This window comes from Mesorhizobium mediterraneum (assembly GCF_002284565.1).
In the GTDB taxonomy this organism is placed as follows: domain Bacteria; phylum Pseudomonadota; class Alphaproteobacteria; order Rhizobiales; family Rhizobiaceae; genus Mesorhizobium; species Mesorhizobium mediterraneum.
The window spans coordinates 117,657-136,720 of sequence record NZ_NPKI01000009.1; the positions used below are offsets into that span (position 1 = coordinate 117,657).

Below are 19,064 nucleotides of genomic sequence, written 5' to 3' on the forward strand. Positions count from 1 at the left end.
TGCATTTGCATCTACTGGCAAGCTTGATGCAGTTGCATCTATCGCCTATGCTGCAATCATGACGGAGAAAACCAATCCTTCGCCCGCGGTCATCAAGGCCTGGGCGCGCCTGATGCGCGTTTCGCGCCAGCTGGTGGAAAGAGCCGAAGACGCGCTGAAGGACAGCAGCTTACCGCCGCTTGCCTGGTACGACGTGCTGCATGAGCTTGCCGAAGCAGGTGAGGGCGGGTTGCGGCCATTCCAGCTGATCGAGCGCACACTGTTTGCGCAATACAACATCTCCCGGCTGCTGGCGCGGCTCGAAGCGGACGGGCTGGTCGAGAAGCTCAGGGTTGCCGATGACGGGCGAGGACAGACTATCCGCATTACGGGCAAGGGGCGCGAGACGCGCCGCCGCATGTGGGCCGTCTACGGACGATCGATCGTGGAGCTGGTCGGTGCCAGGCTTTCCAACGATGACCTGGAAACCTTGTCGGCTCTGCTTGGGCGGCTGCGCTATCCAGCCGCCCTGGAGTGATGTGGCCGTTGGCGCGACCTCAGATACTGCCCCAGAGGAATGCCAGTGCCGCCAGCACGCCAAGCATGACGCGAACCAGATGCAGATTGCCCCATTTGATGATCAATTCCCTGGCCCGCGGATCGGCGGCAGCCGCGTCCATCGCCTCCAGCAATCGGTTTGTCGGCATCATTGCGATCAGCGTCCATGGCCAGGGTAGGATGATCAGCACCGCCCCGACCAGATAGGCGAGACTGCCGGTCTGCCACCAAGCAACGACACCAAGAACACAGGCGACCACGGCGATCGACGCCTGCATTGCGGCGCCGCGCTTGTAGGAAGGCTGCCATTCCTGCAGCAACGCCCGGTCATCGAGGCGAAGCCGCGCCGGCTGCTCGGCGACGCTGACATAGATGGCGGCGCCGGCGAAAGCGGCGGTAACGGTCAAGGCGAGCAGGCCGATGAGCATCTTCCCTCCGTGATACGCCGTTCTCCGTAAGGGCTGTCCTTTTTGGACGGCGTCAAAATGGAGATAGGGGCTTGCACCGGCTCGGACAATACGCCATAGAAGTGCCGAACCGTAACGTACGGTACTGGCCTCTGAGTGAATGCCGCCGTCTTCGAGCAGGAAAAGAGTTTGTTGCAGGCAAGCGCCGACATCGACACCAGCGAAGCGCTGACGGAGCGGCAGAAAGCTGTGCTCGACGCTGCCCTTCGCCTGCTGGTCGAGGAGGGCGATCAGTTGACCATGACCGCCGTGGCGCGGCGGGCGAGCTGTTCCAAGGAAACGCTCTACAAATGGTTCGGCGATCGCGACGGGCTTTTGACTGCAACGGTGCAATGGCAGGCCTCCAAGGTGCGCGTGGTCCCGGTCGACCGCAAGGGGCTCGACCTTGTCTCGCTGACGGCGAGCCTCGGGCGCTTCGCTTCTGACTGGCTCAAGGTGATTTCGAGCGACACCTCGATCGCGCTCAACCGCGTCGCGGTCAGTCACGCCGGATCCGGCAAGGACGATCTCGGCGCCATCGTGCTGGAGAACGGCCGCTTCGCGCTGGCCAGGCGCCTGAAGCCGGTGCTGGAAGCTGGCCAGCAGGCCGGGCTTCTTGAGTTCTCGGATGCCGAAGCGGCATTCCGCACCTTTTTCGGGCTGGTCGCCCGTGACGTGCAGATTCGCCTTCTGCTCGGCGACCGGCTGGAAATGACTGATGCGGCGATCGGCAGCGATGCCGTCCGGGCGACGCAGCAGTTTCTCGCTCTCTACGGAGCAAAAACCGGGCCGCAAGGCCCCTAGAGCCGGATGATTTCAGGTCAAGTCGACCTGAAATCGGAATCCGGCTCTAAATCAAAGAGATAGAGCATGATGTCGTCCGAAAACCGCTTCACACTTTTCGGCATCATGCTCTGAATTCACAACGGGAAGGAAGAAAAATGCGTGTCTATTACGATCGCGATGCCGATCTCAACCTGATCAAGGGCAAGAAGGTCGCCATCATCGGCTATGGCAGCCAGGGCAGGGCGCATGCGCTCAACCTTAAGGATTCCGGCGCCAAGGACATCGCCATCGGCCTCAAGGCCGGCTCGGCGACCGCCAAGAAGGTCGAGGCCGACGGGCTCAAGGTGATGAGCGTGGCAGAAGCCGCCAAGTGGGCCGACCTGATGATGATGGCGACGCCGGACGAATTGCAGGCCGACATCTACAAAAACGAGATCGCGCCGAACATCCGCGACGGCGCGGCGATCGCTTTCGCCCACGGCCTCAACGTGCACTTCGGCCTGATCGAGCCGAAGGCCTCGGTCGACGTCGTCATGATCGCGCCGAAGGGACCCGGCCACACCGTGCGCGGCGAATACCAGAAGGGCGGCGGCGTGCCGTGCCTGGTCGCCGTCAACCAGGACGCTTCGGGCAATGCGCTCGATCTGGCTTTGTCCTATGCCTGCGGCGTCGGTGGCGGCCGTTCGGGCATCATCGAGACCAATTTCCGCGAGGAATGCGAGACCGATCTGTTCGGCGAGCAGGTTGTGCTGTGCGGCGGTCTGGTCGAACTGATCCGCGCCGGTTTCGAGACGCTGGTGGAAGCCGGCTATGCACCGGAGATGGCCTATTTCGAATGCCTGCACGAGGTCAAGCTGATCGTCGATTTGATCTATGAGGGCGGCATCGCCAACATGAACTACTCGATCTCGAACACCGCCGAATGGGGCGAATATGTTTCGGGCCCGCGCATCATCACCGCCGACACCAAGGCCGAGATGAAGCGCGTGCTGAAGGATATCCAGACCGGCAAGTTCACCTCGGAATGGATGCAGGAATACCGCGCCGGCATGTCGCGCTTCAAGGGCATCCGCCGTAACAACGACAGCCACCAGATCGAGGAAGTCGGCGCCAAGCTGCGCGCGATGATGCCGTGGATTTCGAAGAACAAGCTGGTCGACAAGGCCAAGAACTGATCGAAATCCAAGTTCGTTTCCTTGCGCGTCCTCGGGCTTCGCTCTGCGGGCGCGCGGGAGATTTCGAAGGACAAGCTGGTCGACAAGGCTAAGAATTAATTCGCAATTTTATCAATGCGCAAGGAAAAGCCGGCGGAGCGCTCCGCCGGCTTTTTTTGTACCGTGGTTCTGTTGGTCCGGATGCGAGTTTCGGGTTCGCCACCGCAAGCAATCAGCCGTAGTGCCAGTGAGGCTTTGGCGCGGTGCCGGTGAACATGACGCCGATGCGGTCCTCGCGACGCCAGCGGACCGCTGCCTTGTAGGCGATGCCGTCGGTCGGCACATAGAGCAGGAACTCGTCGGGCACGCGAGCGTCGATCGAGACCTTCAGTTCGGCGCCGCCGGCATGCATGTTGCGCACCGTGCATGTGACCTCGGAATTGGTCACGCCGGTCAGGATCGTCGCGCCCTTGAAGACGCGCTGCCTGCGTTGATCCCTGTGTTCGTCTTCAGCCATCGCGCGCCCAATCCCCGGCGATCGTCGCATTTCATGTGGTGCGATCGGCAAGATAATTAGGCCTGCCTGATAAACATAGCGTTATCGTCGGCGGCGAAAACGATTTCGCGGTGTCCCGGCCGGACAGAGAATAGTTCAGGAGAAGATGGGGCAGATGAAACGGCGCCGCGAGGGGACGGCGCCGTCCGGAATGCATCAGTCGATCAGCTGTAGGGCGACCAGCACTGCTGGCGTGGACCGCCATAGGGCTGGAATGTGTTGTCCCAGGCGCGATACGAGCGGTACCGATTATAGCACCACCGGACGTGAGCGCTCGACCCTGCACGATAATAGCGGCGCGGTGGCGGCGCATCGTAATAGTTGTAGTTGCTGTACATGCTGCCAAGGCCGAGCCCGAGGCCGAGGCCGAGAATCGCGGCGCCCGCGCCATCATCGTAGTAGCGGCCGCGGTAATGGCGGCGATGATGACGCCAACGCCAGTCGTCTCCGCGATTCCAGTGCCTACGGTGCCAGTTACCGCGGTCCCAATTGCCCGACCTTGAAAATCGGCGGCCGTCATGGCGACGCCATTGCCAGTTGTTGAAGCGTCGGTCGTTGCCGCCAGCCCAGCTATCGCGGACAGGCGTGATTGTCGGTGCAACGGTGCTGGCGGGCACCGAAAATTCGGGTTGCATGATCGGGCCGGCGGCGGACGGCGCGGTGATGCCGGAGATGAGACCGAGGGCTATCAGCCCTGATTTGACCGTCGAAGAAAAGAGCGAGTTCATTGCACTCTCCAAGAGATTTCAGGCCCCACGCCCAGAATACCCCGGGGAAGAACATCATTCATGGAACTTCGCGCCTGAACGGAGGATGAACGGAAGGTTCCGTCAACCATAGCGGGCAGGGCAGGCCCTTGTTTTCGGGCGCGCTTGCGGGCAAAGGTCACCGCCATGTCGCTGCGCCTTGCCACCTTCAATGTCGAAAACCTGATGAACAGGTTTGATTTTTCCGGATACCGCAACCAGCTCAACGAAGATCGCACGCTGGCGCTCTTCGACATTCAGAGCGAGGCCGAATACAAGATGCTGGAGCAGGCGCGGGCGATCGCGCAATCCGACGATACGCGCCAGTTGACGGCGCTGGCCATCGCGGCCACCCGCGCCGACATCATCTGCATGCAGGAAGTCGATAACATCGAGGCACTGAAGGCATTCGAATACGGCTATCTGTTCAAGATGGTCGGGCACGGCTACCGGCAGAAATACACCACCGCCGGCAACGATTCGCGCGGCATCGACGTCGCCGTGATGATGCGCAACGAGACCGCGCAAGGCCAGCCGATCGAATTCGTGCGCATGACAAGCCACGCCTATGTCACGTTCGAGCAGTTCGGCTTGCACACGCCTGAACTGGCGGCGCTTGGGCATCAGGCCAATCAGCGCATCTTCCGGCGCGACTGCCTGGAAATCGACCTGAAGGTAGGCGGCGTGCCGCTGACGCTTTATCTCGTGCACTTCAAGTCGATGGGTTCGCCCCGCAACGGTCTTGACGGGCGCGAGGCGACGATGCCGCTGCGCATTGCCGAGGCGCAAGCGGTGCGCCGGATCATCGAGGAGCGTTTCGGTGGGGATCATGCGGCCGACAAGCGCTGGGCGATCTGCGGCGACATGAACGACTATCGGCAGCGCGTAAAGGTCTCCGGCGACGCCTTTGACGGCTACCGCTTCGAGGTGGTCAACGAGAGCCAGTCCTGCCTCAACGTGCTCACCGCCGGCGGCTTTTGCGAAAACGCGGTCGAGCGGCGGCCGGAGATGGATCGCTGGACCTTCTACCACACGCGCGGGCCTGAGGAGCGGCATCTGTGCCAGCTCGACTACATCCTGTTATCGAAGGGCCTGGCCGGCAAGAACACGACAGCCGTTCCCGACATCATCCGCAACGGCCAGCCTTGGCGCACGATTTTTCCGGCGGGCCAGGAGGTGGACCGCTTTCCGCGTGCCGGCTGGGACCGGCCGAAGGCGTCCGACCACTGTCCGGTGGCGATCACCCTGGACATGGCCTGAGGTGTGTTGATATTCAGGTGATGCCGGCCTGCAAACGGCGGCTTCCTGCGCTTCTGGTGCTCACGTACCCAAAAGTACGCTCCGCTCCGGTTCTCGGAAATCACCATTTTCGGCTCGGCCTGACCTGAATCTCAACACACCTCAGAGTAAGATGACCTTTGACCTGCCGCGCAACGTCATCCTGCCGGTCGACGCCGTCAATGTCAGGCTCGACCCCGGCCCGCATCCGTTCGAACGCGACAATGCGCAAGCGATCGCCGAGAACTGGGGCCGTGAGATCGCGGCCAATCCGGCGTTGTTCGACGGCACCGTGGTGCTGCTTTCGGCGCTCAGCTATCGCGACAACAGCCTTGTCGGCCGCTGCCATGCGGTGCGCTACTCGACCTTCATGCTTTGGCGCGGCGATCGGCAGGTGGCTGGGGCAGAGCACGCCTATGCCCATGCCATGCTGGTCGCCGGCGACAATGCGCTGGTGGCGATCCGCATGGCGTCGCACACGGTCAATGCTGGCCGCGTCTACTTCGCCGCCGGCTCGTTCGAGCCAACCGATTTCCGCGGCGGCCTTGTCGATGTCGACTTCAACATGATCCGCGAGGTGCGGGAAGAAACCGGCCTCGACCTTGCCGGCGTAACACGCGGCAAGCGTTATTACGCCCTGTCGACAGCAAGCGGCACAGTGATCTTTCGCCGCTATCGCGAGACGGCATCCGCCGACGAGATCGCGCAGCGCATCAGCGCCTTTGTCGCGGCCGAGGCCGAGCCGGAAATCGAAGGGCCCGTCATCATCCGCAATGCCGATGACCTGCCGGACGGGCTGATGTCGCACATGAAGCCACTGATCGAGTGGCATTTTGCCGACAAGGACTAATGCATCGGCCCGAAAATCGGAATCGATTTTCGGAAAGCGCGATGCACAGATTCAAAGTGTTAGAGCGTACTTTGTGCGTCCAAGTGGATGCACGTCGCTCTAACGGCGCATTTTGTTTTCGATGGTTTTGCGATCGTTGCGGGCGGCGACGAAAAACAGCATGACGCCGACACCGAGCAGCGCCCCCATCGCCGTTCCCATCGTCTGACCGACAACCTGCTGGAAATCGGCGGTGACATGATCGGGGTTGGCCATGCCATAGCTGGCCAAGTACCACCAGAGCCCCGCCAATGCGGCCTCGACGATCACCGTTATCAAAATTACTCGCTCTTTCTTGCTCATCCCACTATTCCCCCCATGTCCCCAAGGCGATTGCTATCACCGCAAACCGCGCGGCGACAGGGGGCAGGGTGGGGGCAGGATAAAAATTTGGGACGTCTGAAGGTGGCGCACGCTATGCCGCGCGCTATTCATGCCTCAGCGCGTCGATCGGATCGAGCCGGGCGCCACGCAGCGCCGGGAAGAAACCGAACACCATGCCGATCAGCGCCGAGAAGCCGACAGCGAGCAGGATGACCGCCGGGCTTGGCGCGAACGGGATGGCCAGCGTCAGCGAGGCAAGACCGGCCAGCGCCAAGCCGATCAGGATGCCGATGATGCCGCCGAGCAGCGACAGCACGGTCGCCTCGACCAGGAACTGGATGAGGATGTGCTTTTCATGCGCGCCGATGGCCAGCCTTATGCCGATCTCGCGTGTGCGTTCGGTGACCGACACCAGCATGATGTTCATGATGCCGATGCCGCCGACGAGCAGGCTGACGCCGGCGACCGCGCCCAGCATGCCGGTCATCGTCGTGGTGGCGCTCGCCATGGCGTCGGCGATCTGGGTCATGTCGCGGATCGAGAAATCGTCCTCGCGGTCGGGTGTGATGCGGCGTGTGTCGCGCAAGATGTCCTCGACTCGCGGCAGCAGCTCGGTGGTCGGAGTCCTATCGTCGGCGGCGACGTAGATCGATTCGATGTCGCGGTTGCCGGCGATGCGTCGCTGATAGGCGGCGAGCGGCATCAGCACGACGTTGTCCTGGTCCTGGCCGAAGCCGGTATAGCCCTTCGGCTCGAGCAGGCCGATGATCTTGCAGGATGTGCGATTGACGCGAATGATCTCGCCTTCGGGGTCGCCTGCGCCAAAGAACTGCTGGCGCACCGTTTCGCCGATCAGGCAGACGCCGGTGCCCGAGCGGGTCTCCGAATCGCTGAACGGGCGGCCCGAAACCAGCTTCCAGTCGCGCGCATCGAGATAGGCGCTATCGGTGCCGGTGACACCCGATGTCAGGCTTTCGGTGCCGAAGATGACGCGGACCTGCTTTTGCGAGGCCGGCGAGATGGCGCGGGCGCCGCTCAGATGGGCGACGAGCGCGGCAAGGTCCTTTTGGGCAAGCGGACGGACCACCTGGTCGAGCCCTCCCGGTCCGCCGGGCCCCGCGGGACGGCCGGAACGGACGACGAGCAGATTGCTGCCGAGCTTGGAGATATCGGCCTTTACCTTTTCGGTGGTGCCCGAGCCGATCGTGAGCATGGCGATGACGGCGGCGACGCCGATGACGATGCCGAGCAGCGTCAAAAACGAGCGCAGCACGTTGCGGCGGACCGAAAGCAGCGAGAGGCGGACGGTTTCCCAGATCATGGTGACACCATCTCGAGATTCACGGTGTCGGAGGCGACGTGGCCGTCGAGGAAGCGAATTGTGCGCTCGGCATAGGCAGCGACGTCGGCCTCGTGCGTGACCATAGCGATGGTGAGGCCAAGCTCGGTGTTCAGCCTGGTCAAGAGTTCCATGATCTCGTGGGTACGGGCGGTATCGAGATTGCCGGTCGGCTCGTCGGCGACGAGCAGGGTCGGCCTGGTGACGATGGCGCGCGCGATCGCCACGCGCTGCTGCTGGCCACCGGAGAGCTCGGCCGGTGTGTGATGCTCGCGGCCGACAAGGCCGACTTCGGCCAGCGCTTTCATGGCCAGGTCGTGGCGTTCGCGGGCGGCGACGCCGCGATAGATCAGCGGTAGTTCGACATTTTCCACCGCCGTGGTGCGCGGCAGCAGATTGTAGCCCTGGAAGACGAAGCCGACATAGAGATTGCGCAGCATGGCGCGACGGTTGCGGTCGAGACGGCCGGCGTCGATGCCCATGAAGCTGTAGGTTCCGGCGGTCGGCGTGTCGAGGCAGCCGATGATGTTCATCGCCGTCGACTTGCCCGAGCCGGACGGACCCATGATGGCGACGAATTCGCCGCTGCGGATGGCAAGATCGACGCCAGCCAGCGCATGGACCGTGGCCTCGCCCTGTCCATAGCTCTTCCAGACCTTGTCAAAGGTGATGAGGGTCGCGCCCGCCGCCACGGTCTCAGCTCCGCAGCTGCGCGGCGGTGATGACTTGCGCACCTTCTTCGAGGCCGGAGGTGATCTCGGTCAGTTCGCCGTCGGTGGAGCCGACCTTGACGTTGACGGGCCGAGGCCGGCCACTCTCGAGCACGTAGAGCGTGCGCGAGCCATCGGTAGGCTGTGCTGTCGCTTGGCGCTGGCGGTTGCCGCCTGGACGGCCCATGCGGCCCGTGAACAGGTCGCTCAGGCTCCACGCGCGGGCGGCTGTTTGCGCCGGCCGATAGCGAAAGGCGATGGCCGGCACGGTGAGCACGCCCTTGGCCTCTCTGGTGACGACGGAAACGGTGGCAGTCATGCCGGGCCGCAACAGAAGCTCGTTGTTGTCGACCTCGAACCGCGCGTCATAGGTCACGACGCCGTCAGTGGTGACCGAAGCATAGGAGATGTCGCGGATCTCGGCATCGAACGGCCGGTCTGGAAAGGCATCGACGGTGAAACGAGCATGCTGACCGGGCTTGACCGCGCCGATGTCGGCCTCGTCGACCGCTGCCTTCAATTCCATGTTCCTGAGGTCGGCGGCGATGACGAACAGCACCGGCGCCTGCAGCGAGGAGGCAACCGTCTGGCCGGGATCGACCGAGCGCGTCAGAACAATGCCGTCGATGGGCGCATAGATGGTGCTCTTGGCGAAGTCCGTCTGCTGCGCCTTGAGATCGGCATTGGCGATGGCAAGATTGGCTTTGGCGCTGTCGAGCGCTGCCTTGGAGCGGTCGCGCGTCGCGGTCGCCGCTTCAAGCGACTGGTCCGTCGCCATGCCGCGCTTTGTCAGTGCCGCCGCGCGCACAAGCGCCCGTTCGTTTTCGGTCAGGGTTACGGTGGCGTCTTCGACATTGGCGGCCGCCGCCTTGGCGGAAGCCTCGGCACGCTCGATCTGCACCTCCAGCTTGGCCGTGTCGAGCGCCGCCAGCACATCGCCCTTCTTCACCTGCTGGTTCTCGTTGACCGCAACCGAGCGGACGACGCCGGACAGTTCGCTCGAAATGTCGACCTGGGTGAGCGGCTGCAGCGTGCCGGTCGCCGACACCTCGACCGTGAGGTCGGCGACAGCGGCTGGCGCCGTGGTATAGTCGATCTTGGCGGGAGACGCGGCATACCATTGGTAGCCGGCGATCCCAGCCGCGATGACGATCAAAGCAAGCAGGCCATAGAGCCAGAAGCGACGCCGTTTCTTCTTCAGACCCTGGTGGTCAAGCCCGAGCGCCGTCTCGATGGTGGAAGCGGATTCCACTTTTGGCAGATTGACAATCTGGTCCACGCCGGACCCCTATAATATCAGTGATGTCCCAATCAGTGCACAGATCAGGCCTAATGGTTCAAATATCAAATTAAATTTCGCCCATGTTGGGATTGAGGCAGAAGGCTTTCTACAATGCTGACCCGGAATTACTTACTTTACGACGTGTTCACGACCGAGCGGCTGGCCGGCAATCCGCTGGCCGTCGTGCTTGACAGCAAGGGGCTGGACACGACCGCGATGCAGGCCATCGCACGTGAGTTCAACCTGTCGGAAACGGTCTTCGTGCTGCCGCCCGATAATCCCAAGCACCGCGCCCGCATCCGCATCTTCACGCCCGATTACGAAATGCCGTTCGCCGGCCATCCGACCGTCGGCTCCGCGATCGCGCTTGCCGAAATGGCTGGCGATGGCGACACCGCCGGCATCTTTGTCCTGGAAGAAAACATCGGCCCGGTGCGCTGCGCCGTCAGCAAGCACGGCGGCGCCACCTTTGCCGAGTTCGACCTGGCCAAACTGCCGGAGCAGCTGGAATTGTCCGCCGACCCGGAGGCGATCGGGGCGGCGCTTGGCCTGGGGCCGCACGAAATCGGCTTCGAGAATCATCGCGTCTCGTTCTGGTCGGCCGGCGTGCCCTATGTGACCATTCCGGTCGCCGACCTCGAGGCAGCGGCCCGGATAAGGCTGGACAACCAGGCGTGGTCGGAACTGGCACCACGCAAGAGCGATTGGGCCTTCGCCAGCCCGTATGTCTACTGTCGCGAGACGGTGAACCACGACAGCGCCTTCCATGTCCGTATGATTGTGCCGGGCAATCCTTCCTATGAAGATCCGGCGACCGGTTCAGCGGCGGCGGCCTTTGCCGGCGCGATCATGCATTTCGACGGCCCGAGGGAGGGTGTTTCCCAGCGTTGGATCGAGCAAGGCCTGGAGATGGGGCGGCCTTCGCGCATCCGCCTCGAACTGACTGTCGAAGGCGGCAAACTCGCCGCCGCCCGTATCGGCGGCCATGCCGTCAAGGTGGCGGAAGGCCGGTTGTTTGTCTGATCGCGATAGGCTCGAGGCGATTTGTCGGGAAATGAATCCGGCAGGGCTGGACATGGCCGATGGCGGCGGCTATATGCCCGCCGACGCTGGTTTTACCGGCGAGTGGGTGCGTAGCTCAGTTGGTAGAGCAGCTGACTCTTAATCAGCGGGTCACAGGTTCGATCCCTGTCGCACCCACCAAAGATTTCAAAGACTTAGGTGGAAAGACCCTGGAACACAGGGAGAGCGTGAGCCGGTAAATAGCCGTTCCACGTCCCACCTAGGACTCTCAGGCCACAGTCCTGCACCCCGACCGGAACAAGAACTAGATCAAAGTCAGTATTATAGCACGTGTTGTGCCCCACGCGCGCGATCTCCGACATCTTCATCACTAGCGCAGCCCAGATTGAAAGCGTAACGTATGGAAAACAAAGGGGGGAAAATGCAAAGACCTAAAAAAGCATCGAAAGATGCGGTAGACGCTTCTGTTGCTGCTGTGAATGAACGCGTGGCCAGCGAGGTTGCTCGTAGAAAACGAATTGTTCGATCTTTTCCAGCCGCTCCGTTTGAGGAACCGCTTGCATTCGCCAAGCAGATATTTGACTTCGGAAGCGGTGAGACAGTCCAAAAGCTAACGTTGTTTGATCACTTAAGTAAATCTCCGGAAAGCGGTGCCAGCAGGCAGCTTATTATCAACGCAGGACGTTATGGGTTGATCAAAGGTGGCGTTCAAGCAGACAAGTTGGAGTTGACACCCGACGGCGTGCGCTCTGTCGACCCCACCATGCCTCCACGCGAGCAGGCGCGAGCTCGTATTAAGCTTGCCATCGAAGACATTGAGATTTTTGCGAAGCTCTACGATCGTTTGCTTGGTAAGGCCTTGCCGGCGAAGGCGGCATTGGTTGATGCTGCTGCGGAGCTAGGGGCAACGAAGGAGTCAGCAGAAGAGGCGGTCGACACATTCATTTTGAATCTCAGATTCGTTGGTCTGATGTTGACTCTTTCTGGTGCAGAGAGAATTGTTTCCAAAGATATTGCTCTCGATAAATTACCTCCATCATTGGATTTGGCGCCTGCTGCGGTTCAAACTTCGACGTCGGGTTCTGCGTCCCTTGTTACAGCTGAGCATGCTCAATTTTCGACAACATGCTTCTACATAACCCCTATTGGCTCACCTGAATCCGAGCAACGAAAGCATTCTGATCTATTTTTGGGGTCATTTGTTGAACCAGCTTTGGCGTCTTTCGGTATGTCTGTTGTGAGGGCGGACGGAATTGACAAACCTGGAGTCATTACAAAGCAAATTATCGAGTATATTGTTAAGTCACGTCTAGTTATAGTTGATCTTTCGTATCATAATCCAAACGTTTTTTATGAATTGGCAATTCGCCACATGATGCGGCTCCCAATTGTGCAGATTGTCCGAAAATCGGATCCCATTCCATTCGATATTAATCAAATGCGCACGATCGTCATCGATACCACGGACATATTCACTTTGATTCCTAAGATAGCTAGCTATCAATCTGAAATCTCATCGCAAGTGCGCAGAGCACTTGAGAACGCGGATGAGGTAGAAACGCCGATTTCAACCTATTTTCCACAGTTGAGAGCAAACTTAGTCTAACGACTCTCAGATTCTCAAGATCTCGAGTCGGCCCTCGGCGCGCTGCGCCAGCTACTTCTCCGAAACACCAGCCTCGGCAAAACTTGCCATGCGGGCATGGCATTCGAGCGCCGAGCGGACGATGTTGACGGCGAGGCAGGCGCCTGAGCCTTCGCCGAGCCGCATGCTGAGGTCGAGCAGCGGCGGCAGGCCGAGCGCCTCGAGCAGGCGGCGGTGGCCGGATTCGGCCGAGACATGCGCGGCGAGCGTGTGGGCGAGGCCGGCGGGGTGCAATTTTGCCAGCGGTGCGGCGGCGGCAGTGCAGACGAAGCCGTCGAGCAACACCGGCACGCCTAAATGGCGCGCGGCCAGCGTGGCGCCGAAAATGGCGGCGAGTTCGCGTCCGCCAAGCACTGCCGCGATCTTCAGGGGGTCGGCAAGGGCCTCGCCGTGGCGCTTGAGGCCGGCCTCTATGGCGGTGATCTTGCGTATAAGGCCGGCATCGTCGACGCCAGTGCCGCGCCCGGTCCATTTTTCCGCGCCGCCGCCGAAAAGGCCGGCCGAAATGGCTGCGGCCGGCGTGGTGTTGCCAATGCCCATTTCGCCGAAGCAGACGAGGTCGAGGTCTTTCGTCACCGCGCCGTAGCCGGCCGCAACGGCGGCGAGGAAGGCCTCGTCGTTCATCGCCGGCACTTGCGTGAAATCGCCGGTTGGATGATCGAGATCGAGCGGAATGACATCGAGTTCCGCACCGGCGATGCGGGCGAGTTGGTTGATGGCGGCACCGCCGCCCGCGAAATTCGCCACCATCTGCACGGTGACCTCCGACGGGAAGGCCGATACGCCCTGTGCGGTGACGCCGTGGTTGCCGGCGAATACGAAGACTTTGACGCGGTCGAGCTGCGGCATGTCGCGGCCCTGCCAGCGGGCCAGCCAGGCGGCGATGCTCTCCAATCGGCCAAGACTGCCTTGCGGCTTGGTCAGCGTGTCCTGGCGGCGGGCAACGGCACTGGCCGCGGCGTCGCTGCCCGCAGGCAGATCGAGGCAGGTCGCGCGCAGTTCATCGAGCGATTTGAAAGGCATGGGGGCAAAGTCTCCGAAACAGAGTCAGGAAAGGCAAACGGAAGCGACGAGCAGGACTGCGATTTCGCCAAGCTGCTGCAGGGCGCCGACCGTATCGCCGGTCTGGCCGCCGATCTGGTTGCGGCACAGCTCGCGGAAGGCGGCAAACAGCAGGCCGAGCAGGATGAGCGCGGCGACCGCGCCACCGAACCCTAGCGCCAGCAGCGCCACGGCGCCGAGCACGGCACCGGCAATGGCGGTTTCGGCCGACACCATGCCTGCGTCGGCCGAGAGCCCGTCGCTGCGAGCTGCCGGCAATAGATGCATGAAAGCGCCGAACAAGCCGCGCGAAGCGGCATGCGCGGCGATGAGAGCCAAGAACACGTAGACGGGGCTGGCGAATTCCGAAAGCACGCTCCAGCGCATCAGCAGCGAGATGCCGAGAGCGCAGGCGCCAAAGGCGCCGATGCGGCTGTCGCGCATGATCTCCAGTTTCTTGTCGCGCGTCTTGCCGCCGCCAAAACCGTCGGCGACATCCGAAAACCCATCCTCGTGCAGGCAGCCGGTGGCGAGCAAGGTTGCGGCAAGGGTCAGTGCCGCTGCCGGGCCGGCGGCAAGGCCGAGCCAAGTCCCGACCGCGTAAACCAAGGCACCGATCAGAGCGACGGCGAGGCCGGCGACCGGCGCTGCCCAGATCGCAGCCGCAAGGCTGCGGTCCCGAAAATCGACGACCGGCAGTGGCAGCCGGGTGAAGAAGACGAGGCAGAGCGCGATGTCGTCGAGGGCTTGCCGGGGTGAGGGGACGACCGTCATTCGCCTCTCGCAATGGCATGGAAGAACGTGCCGCTGACATGGCCGCGCCGATAGCCGGAGGCGCCGAGCGGATTGCCCTGGCCATCAGCGAGGTCGGCCAGCGGTTCGTCATTGCCGGTCGCAATCATCTGCGCATAGTGGAATTCATGGCCGCGGATCAGCGTGCCTTGGGCTCCCAGCGGGCAATCGGCCCGCAGCCGCGCCTCGCGGTAGCCGAGATTCATTTTTCGCTTGGCAAAGCTGGTCGAGTGGCCGAGCAGGCCGAGCATCCTGTGCGTCTCTCCCGATGCGTCCTCCAGCGCTTCGCCGAGCACCATGAAGCCGCCGCACTCGCCATGCACCGGCCGTGTTGCCGAAAACGCCTCGATGCCGGCCCTGAAATTTGCAGCCGCTGCGAGGCGGTCAGCGTGAAGCTCGGGATAGCCGCCGGGCAGCCAGCAGACATCGCAACTGTCGCTGGGCGCTTGGTCGGCGAGCGGCGAGAAGGGGACGATTTCCGCCCCGGCCTTGCGCCAATGCGTGGCGACATGTGGATAGAGGAAAGTGAAGGCGGCGTCCTGCGCCAATGCGATGCGCTGGCCGGGCGGCGGCAGCGCATCGCCGAAACTGCCCGATGCAGGCGCGAATGGCGCCGCCAGCGCCATGATAGCGTCGAGGTCGAGCGAGCGTTCGACCATGTCGGCCAGGCGGTCGAGATGCGCCATCAAATTCTCATATTCGCCGGCCTGGACGAGGCCGAGATGGCGCTCCGGCAGGTTTAGCGTCGGGTCGCGCAATATGGCGCCGACGACTGGCAGGCCGATCGCCTCGATGGCATCGCTGCAAAGCCGCCGGTGACGCTCGCTGCCCAGCCGGTTGAGCACGACGCCGGCCATACGCACATCGGGATCGTAGGTAGCAAAACCCTTGGCGACGGCCGCCGCCGTGGTCGACTGCCCGGAAACGTCGAGCACCAGCAGCACCGGCAGGCCGTAGAGGCGGGCAAGGTCTGCGGCCGAGCCGGTGCGGCCCGGAGCAGCGGGAATGCCGTCGAACAGGCCCATCGCGCTTTCTAGGAAGACGAAATCGGCATCTTCAGTCGCGTCACCGGCCAGCGCGTTGAGCAACGCCGGCGGCATCGCCCAGCTGTCGAGATTGACCCCGGAAAGGCCTGTCGCGGCGGTGTGGAAGCCGGGGTCGATATAGTCGGGACCGGATTTGGCGCCGCGCACTTTAAGGCCGCGCCGGGCGAGCGCGCGCAGGATACCGATGGTGACGCTGGTCTTGCCCGAGCCCGAACGCGGCGCGCCGATGATGATCGCGCGGGTCATGGCTCGCCCGCCAATGCCGCGCGCATCGCAACGATGCCGCCGACGACGATCAGCGCCGGTGAGGTCAACCCGGCTGCAGCCGCTTCCTCGGCGATGGTGGCGAGCGTGGCGACGACGATGCGCTCCTGCGGCGTCGTTGCGGCAACAATCACGGCGGCAGGCGTCGACGGCGCCAGCCCGCCCTCGAGCAGCGAGGCTGATATCAGCGGCAGATTGGCCATGCCCATGTAGACGACAACCGGCTGGCCGGTGCGGGCGATTGCCGCCCAGTCGAGGTCGTCATCGGTGCCGGCGGCGTGGCCGGTTGCCAGGATCACCGCCTTGTTGATGCCGCGCATGGTCGCCGGGATGCCGGCACCGGCAAGCGCGCTGAGGCCCGAAGTCAGGCCGGGCAGAACGCGGAACGGAATATTTTCACGGGCGAGCGCCAGCGCCTCTTCGCCGCCGCGACCGAAAATATAGGGGTCGCCGCCTTTCAGCCTGACGACGCGCCGGCCTTCGCGCGCCAGCCGGACCAGCAGAGCGGTGATGTCGTCCTGCTTCATCGACGGCTGGCCGCCGCGCTTGCCGGCGTAGAAAAGCTCGGCACTCGCCGCCACTGCCACGACATCGGGAGACACCAGCGCGTCGTAAACGAGGGCATCGCACTGCCCAAGTGCCGCCAGCACTTCCAGCGTCAGGCAGCCGGGATCGCCGGGGCCGGCGCCGGCCAGCCAGACATGACCCGGCTCCAACTGGCGTGGCTTGAAGTTCAGCCGGGCCAAAGCCTGTTCGACCGTGGCGTTTCCGCCTCTGTTTCCGGTGCCGTCGTTCACAATCCGTCCCGTCCGCGAAAACGCCGCTGGTAGTGGGCGTCGTAAAGTGAACTCTCGCCAAAGCCTTCCGCTGCCAGCGAGCGGCCGACGAAGATGATCGCCGTGCGTTCCATCGGATCGGCGGCCAGTAGCGCCTCGATGGTGGCCAGTGTGCCGGCCAGCACGCGCTCGTCCGGCCAGGAGGCGCGGAAGACGACCGCTACCGGGCAGTCGGCGCCATAGAATGGCGTCAGCTCGGCGACGACGCGGTCGATGGCGTGGATGGCGAGGTGGATGGCCAGCGTGGCGCCGGTGCGGCCGAAGCCGGCCAGCGTCTCGCCGGGTGGCATTTTTGACGCACGGCCGGAGATGCGGGTCAGCACCAGGCTTTGGGCGACTTCGGGAATGGTGAGCTCGCGGCGAAGCGCTGCCGCGGCGGCTGCGAAAGAGGGCACACCCGGCGTCAGCGTATAGGCGATGCCGTGCTTTTCCAGACGGCGAATCTGCTCGGCGACGGCGCTCCACACCGAGAGATCACCGGAATGCAGGCGGGCGACATCGTGGCCGGCCTGGTGAGCTGCCAGGTACTCGGTTTCGATCTCGTCGAGCGACATCGGCGCGGTGTCGATCAATTTCGTGCCAGGCGCGCAGTGCTGCAACAGGTCCGGCGCGACGATCGAGCCGGCATAGAGGCAGACCGGGCAGCTTGCCAGCAGCCTGCTGCCGCGCAAGGTGATGAGGTCGGCGGCGCCTGGTCCGGCGCCGATGAAATGGACGGTCATGCCGCGTCTCCGCTGATGGCGATGGCGCAGGTGACCGGGCCAAGCACAATGCGCGGCCCAAGCAGTTTCGCGTCTTTTCCGGCAGCGGCAAGCGCGGAGGCTTCGGAAACCGACGGCGTGCCGGCACGCTCCTGCGACAGGCTCGAGCAGCTGATTGCGCGCGACGACGCGGCCTTGAGCGCATCGTCCTCGACAATGATCACGGGCAGGGCGAGCTCGCGCCCGGCAGAGAAGATTGCCTCTTCGTTCTGCTTCAGAGAAGCGGTGGCGAGCGCCGAAAGCGCCGTCATCGCCAGCCCATGCGCTTCCAGCGCGGTTTCTATCGCGGCAAGCACATCCCTTGCGCTGACGCCCTTGCGGCTGCCGATGCCCGCGACCATCATGGTTTCACCCAGCTCCATTGAGTGACCGGCATAGCCGGCCGCCAGGCCTGCATCGATCCGACCGGTGACACACGCGATAGCGCGATGCGGGTGAGATCGCCGCCGAGCGAAGCGTGATGGACAAGCAGCAGCGCCTCCATCTCCAGCGTCACCGCATTGGCAACCAACCGGCCGCCAACACGCAGGGCCTTGATGGCCGCGCCCAGCACGCCGCTATCGCTGCCGCCGCCGCCGATGAAGATCGCATCCGGCGTGCCTAGCTTGGCAAGCGCCTTTGGTGCCGAGCCTTCAACGACGACAAGGTCGGGCACGCCACAGTGTGAAGCGTTGCGGTGGATGCGGGCGGCGCGGGTCGGATCGGCCTCGACGGCAATGGCGCGCAGCGAGGGATGGGTCAGCATCCATTCGATGCCTATCGAACCGGAGCCGGCGCCGATATCCCACAGCAACTCGCCGCGCCTGGGGGCGAGGGCGGACAGGGTAATCGCGCGGATCTCGCGCTTGGTGATCTGGCCGTCATGCTCGAACAAATGGTCGGCAAGGCCTGAGGTCAGCGGCAGGACGCGTGCTTCTGGAGTTGAGTCAATTTCGATCGCCAGCACGTTGAGCGGGTTGATCATTTCGAGATCGAAGGCGTCCGCGCGCGCCGAGCGCAGCTTTTCGTTCGGGCCGCCCAACGCCTCCAGGATCGTCAGTCGCGAGGCGCCGAAGTCGAGTTCGGTCAGCAGGCGCGCAATCGCTGCCGGCGCATCGCCGTCCGAGGTCAGCGCAAGGATGCGGGTGCCCGGATGCAGCAGCGGCCGGATCAGGTCGAGCGAGCGGCCATGCAGCGAAATGGTCTCGACATCCTGCAGCGCCCAGCCGAGGCGGGCGGCAGCCAGCGACATGGCCGAAGGCGCAGGGATGACGCGCATCTCGTCAACCGCAACCTTGCGGGTAAGGGTGACGCCGACGCCGTGGAAGAACGGATCGCCGGAGGCCAGCACGCAGACCTTTTTGCCCGCAAGTGCCAGCACGTCGCGCATCTCCGTATCGAAAGGGGTCGGCCAGGCGCGGGCTTCGCCTTTGGCGAGTGACCCGACAAGGGCAAGGTGACGCGTGCCGCCGAAGACGAATTCGGCCTCGGCGATCGACCGCTTGGCCTCGTCACCGAGACCCGCTACACCGTCCTCGCCGATGCCGACGATTGTGAGCCATTTGGGTGTTGGCTGTTTATTATTTGACATGCCGCGCCGCCCCCCATCCGCCTGCCGGCACCTTCTCCC

The 19,064-nt window shown here is 63.3% G+C and carries 21 protein-coding genes and 1 tRNA gene; 8 read left to right on the plus strand and 14 right to left on the minus strand.

Annotation, left to right across the window (positions count from 1 at the left end; all coding sequences use genetic code 11):
• The first annotated feature begins 58 nt into the window (after positions 1-58).
• Positions 59-517 carry a MarR family winged helix-turn-helix transcriptional regulator gene (locus CIT25_RS04755; RefSeq protein ID WP_095483409.1) on the plus strand — a complete coding sequence of 153 codons (459 nt, stop codon included), beginning with the start codon at positions 59-61 and terminating at the stop codon, positions 515-517.
• 19 nt (positions 518-536) lie between these two features.
• On the opposite strand, the gene CIT25_RS04760 is transcribed toward CIT25_RS04755, so the two are convergent.
• On the minus strand, positions 537-965 hold the full coding sequence (locus CIT25_RS04760) for an anthrone oxygenase family protein (protein WP_095483410.1): 429 nt from the start codon (positions 963-965) through the stop codon (positions 537-539).
• Between the two features lie 168 nt (positions 966-1,133).
• On the opposite strand from CIT25_RS04760, the gene CIT25_RS04765 reads away from it, so the two are divergent.
• Together CIT25_RS04765 and ilvC are read left to right on the plus strand one after the other, a co-directional pair.
• Complete coding sequence (locus tag CIT25_RS04765) at positions 1,134-1,787, plus strand: TetR/AcrR family transcriptional regulator (RefSeq protein ID WP_164897568.1); 654 nt, start codon at positions 1,134-1,136, stop codon at positions 1,785-1,787.
• A 137-nt stretch (positions 1,788-1,924) separates the two neighbouring features.
• Complete coding sequence (gene ilvC / locus CIT25_RS04770; RefSeq protein ID WP_095483411.1) at positions 1,925-2,944, plus strand: ketol-acid reductoisomerase; 1,020 nt, start codon at positions 1,925-1,927, stop codon at positions 2,942-2,944.
• Positions 2,945-3,155: 211 nt separating this feature from the next.
• Here ilvC and CIT25_RS04775 read toward each other — a convergent pair whose 3' ends face one another.
• Both CIT25_RS04775 and CIT25_RS04780 read right to left on the minus strand, forming a co-directional pair.
• Positions 3,156-3,440, minus strand: a complete 285-nt coding sequence (locus CIT25_RS04775; protein WP_095483412.1) for a PilZ domain-containing protein — start codon at positions 3,438-3,440, stop codon at positions 3,156-3,158.
• Positions 3,441-3,643: 203 nt separating this feature from the next.
• Entirely contained in the window at positions 3,644-4,207 is a 564-nt protein-coding gene (locus tag CIT25_RS04780) for a BA14K family protein (RefSeq protein WP_095483413.1), read from the minus strand.
• Between the two features lie 165 nt (positions 4,208-4,372).
• Here CIT25_RS04780 and CIT25_RS04785 point away from each other — a divergent pair, with 165 nt between their 5' ends.
• Positions 4,373-5,485, plus strand: a complete 1,113-nt coding sequence (locus CIT25_RS04785; RefSeq protein WP_095483414.1) for an endonuclease/exonuclease/phosphatase family protein — start codon at positions 4,373-4,375, stop codon at positions 5,483-5,485.
• Between the two features lie 151 nt (positions 5,486-5,636).
• The gene (locus CIT25_RS04790) at positions 5,637-6,353 is read left to right on the plus strand and encodes a hypothetical protein (RefSeq protein ID WP_095483415.1); all 717 of its coding nucleotides are present in this window, start codon (positions 5,637-5,639) and stop codon (positions 6,351-6,353) included.
• A 99-nt stretch (positions 6,354-6,452) separates the two neighbouring features.
• Here CIT25_RS04790 and CIT25_RS04795 read toward each other — a convergent pair whose 3' ends face one another.
• The 4 genes from CIT25_RS04795 to CIT25_RS04810 all read right to left on the minus strand — a co-directional run bounded on the left by CIT25_RS04795 (position 6,453) and on the right by CIT25_RS04810 (position 10,044).
• On the minus strand, positions 6,453-6,695 hold the full coding sequence (locus CIT25_RS04795; protein ID WP_095483416.1) for a hypothetical protein: 243 nt from the start codon (positions 6,693-6,695) through the stop codon (positions 6,453-6,455).
• Between the two features lie 124 nt (positions 6,696-6,819).
• The gene (locus CIT25_RS04800; RefSeq protein ID WP_095483417.1) at positions 6,820-8,037 is read right to left on the minus strand and encodes an ABC transporter permease; all 1,218 of its coding nucleotides are present in this window, start codon (positions 8,035-8,037) and stop codon (positions 6,820-6,822) included.
• Positions 8,034-8,747, minus strand: a complete 714-nt coding sequence (locus CIT25_RS04805; protein ID WP_095483486.1) for an ABC transporter ATP-binding protein — start codon at positions 8,745-8,747, stop codon at positions 8,034-8,036. The genes CIT25_RS04800 and CIT25_RS04805 overlap by 4 nt, the downstream gene beginning before the upstream one ends.
• Positions 8,748-8,751: 4 nt before the next feature.
• A complete protein-coding gene (locus CIT25_RS04810; protein WP_095483418.1) occupies positions 8,752-10,044 on the minus strand; it encodes an efflux RND transporter periplasmic adaptor subunit in 1,293 nt (430 codons plus the stop codon).
• A 114-nt stretch (positions 10,045-10,158) separates the two neighbouring features.
• Here CIT25_RS04810 and CIT25_RS04815 point away from each other — a divergent pair, with 114 nt between their 5' ends.
• From CIT25_RS04815 to CIT25_RS04825, 3 genes are all read left to right on the plus strand, one after another.
• Positions 10,159-11,070 carry a PhzF family phenazine biosynthesis protein gene (locus tag CIT25_RS04815; protein WP_095483419.1) on the plus strand — a complete coding sequence of 304 codons (912 nt, stop codon included), beginning with the start codon at positions 10,159-10,161 and terminating at the stop codon, positions 11,068-11,070.
• 104 nt (positions 11,071-11,174) lie between these two features.
• Positions 11,175-11,250 (plus strand) — tRNA-Lys (locus tag CIT25_RS04820).
• Positions 11,251-11,470: 220 nt separating this feature from the next.
• A complete protein-coding gene (locus tag CIT25_RS04825) occupies positions 11,471-12,676 on the plus strand; it encodes a hypothetical protein (RefSeq protein WP_245329763.1) in 1,206 nt (401 codons plus the stop codon).
• 51 nt (positions 12,677-12,727) lie between these two features.
• Here the strand turns inward: CIT25_RS04825 and cobT are convergent, their stop codons facing one another.
• The 7 genes from cobT to cbiE are packed head-to-tail and all read right to left on the minus strand — an operon-like array spanning position 12,728 to position 19,025.
• Positions 12,728-13,738 (minus strand): nicotinate-nucleotide--dimethylbenzimidazole phosphoribosyltransferase, encoded by a 1,011-nt coding sequence (cobT, locus tag CIT25_RS04830; protein WP_095483420.1) that lies wholly within the window; start codon positions 13,736-13,738, stop codon positions 12,728-12,730.
• Between the two features lie 24 nt (positions 13,739-13,762).
• Positions 13,763-14,530 (minus strand): adenosylcobinamide-GDP ribazoletransferase, encoded by a 768-nt coding sequence (gene cobS / locus CIT25_RS04835; protein ID WP_095483421.1) that lies wholly within the window; start codon positions 14,528-14,530, stop codon positions 13,763-13,765.
• A complete protein-coding gene (locus CIT25_RS04840; RefSeq protein ID WP_095483422.1) occupies positions 14,527-15,840 on the minus strand; it encodes a cobyrinic acid a,c-diamide synthase CobB in 1,314 nt (437 codons plus the stop codon). The genes cobS and CIT25_RS04840 overlap by 4 nt, the downstream gene beginning before the upstream one ends.
• Complete coding sequence (cobA, locus tag CIT25_RS04845) at positions 15,837-16,655, minus strand: uroporphyrinogen-III C-methyltransferase (RefSeq protein ID WP_095483423.1); 819 nt, start codon at positions 16,653-16,655, stop codon at positions 15,837-15,839. Before cobA ends, CIT25_RS04840 begins: the two co-directional genes overlap by 4 nt.
• Entirely contained in the window at positions 16,652-17,416 is a 765-nt protein-coding gene (gene cobM / locus CIT25_RS04850) for a precorrin-4 C(11)-methyltransferase (RefSeq protein ID WP_095483424.1), read from the minus strand. The genes cobA and cobM overlap by 4 nt, the downstream gene beginning before the upstream one ends.
• Positions 17,413-17,799 carry a cobalamin biosynthesis protein gene (locus CIT25_RS04855; protein ID WP_095483488.1) on the minus strand — a complete coding sequence of 129 codons (387 nt, stop codon included), beginning with the start codon at positions 17,797-17,799 and terminating at the stop codon, positions 17,413-17,415. The genes cobM and CIT25_RS04855 overlap by 4 nt, the downstream gene beginning before the upstream one ends.
• Entirely contained in the window at positions 17,796-19,025 is a 1,230-nt protein-coding gene (gene cbiE, locus CIT25_RS04860; RefSeq protein WP_095483425.1) for a precorrin-6y C5,15-methyltransferase (decarboxylating) subunit CbiE, read from the minus strand. The genes CIT25_RS04855 and cbiE overlap by 4 nt, the downstream gene beginning before the upstream one ends.
• Positions 19,026-19,064: the final 39 nt, after the last annotated feature.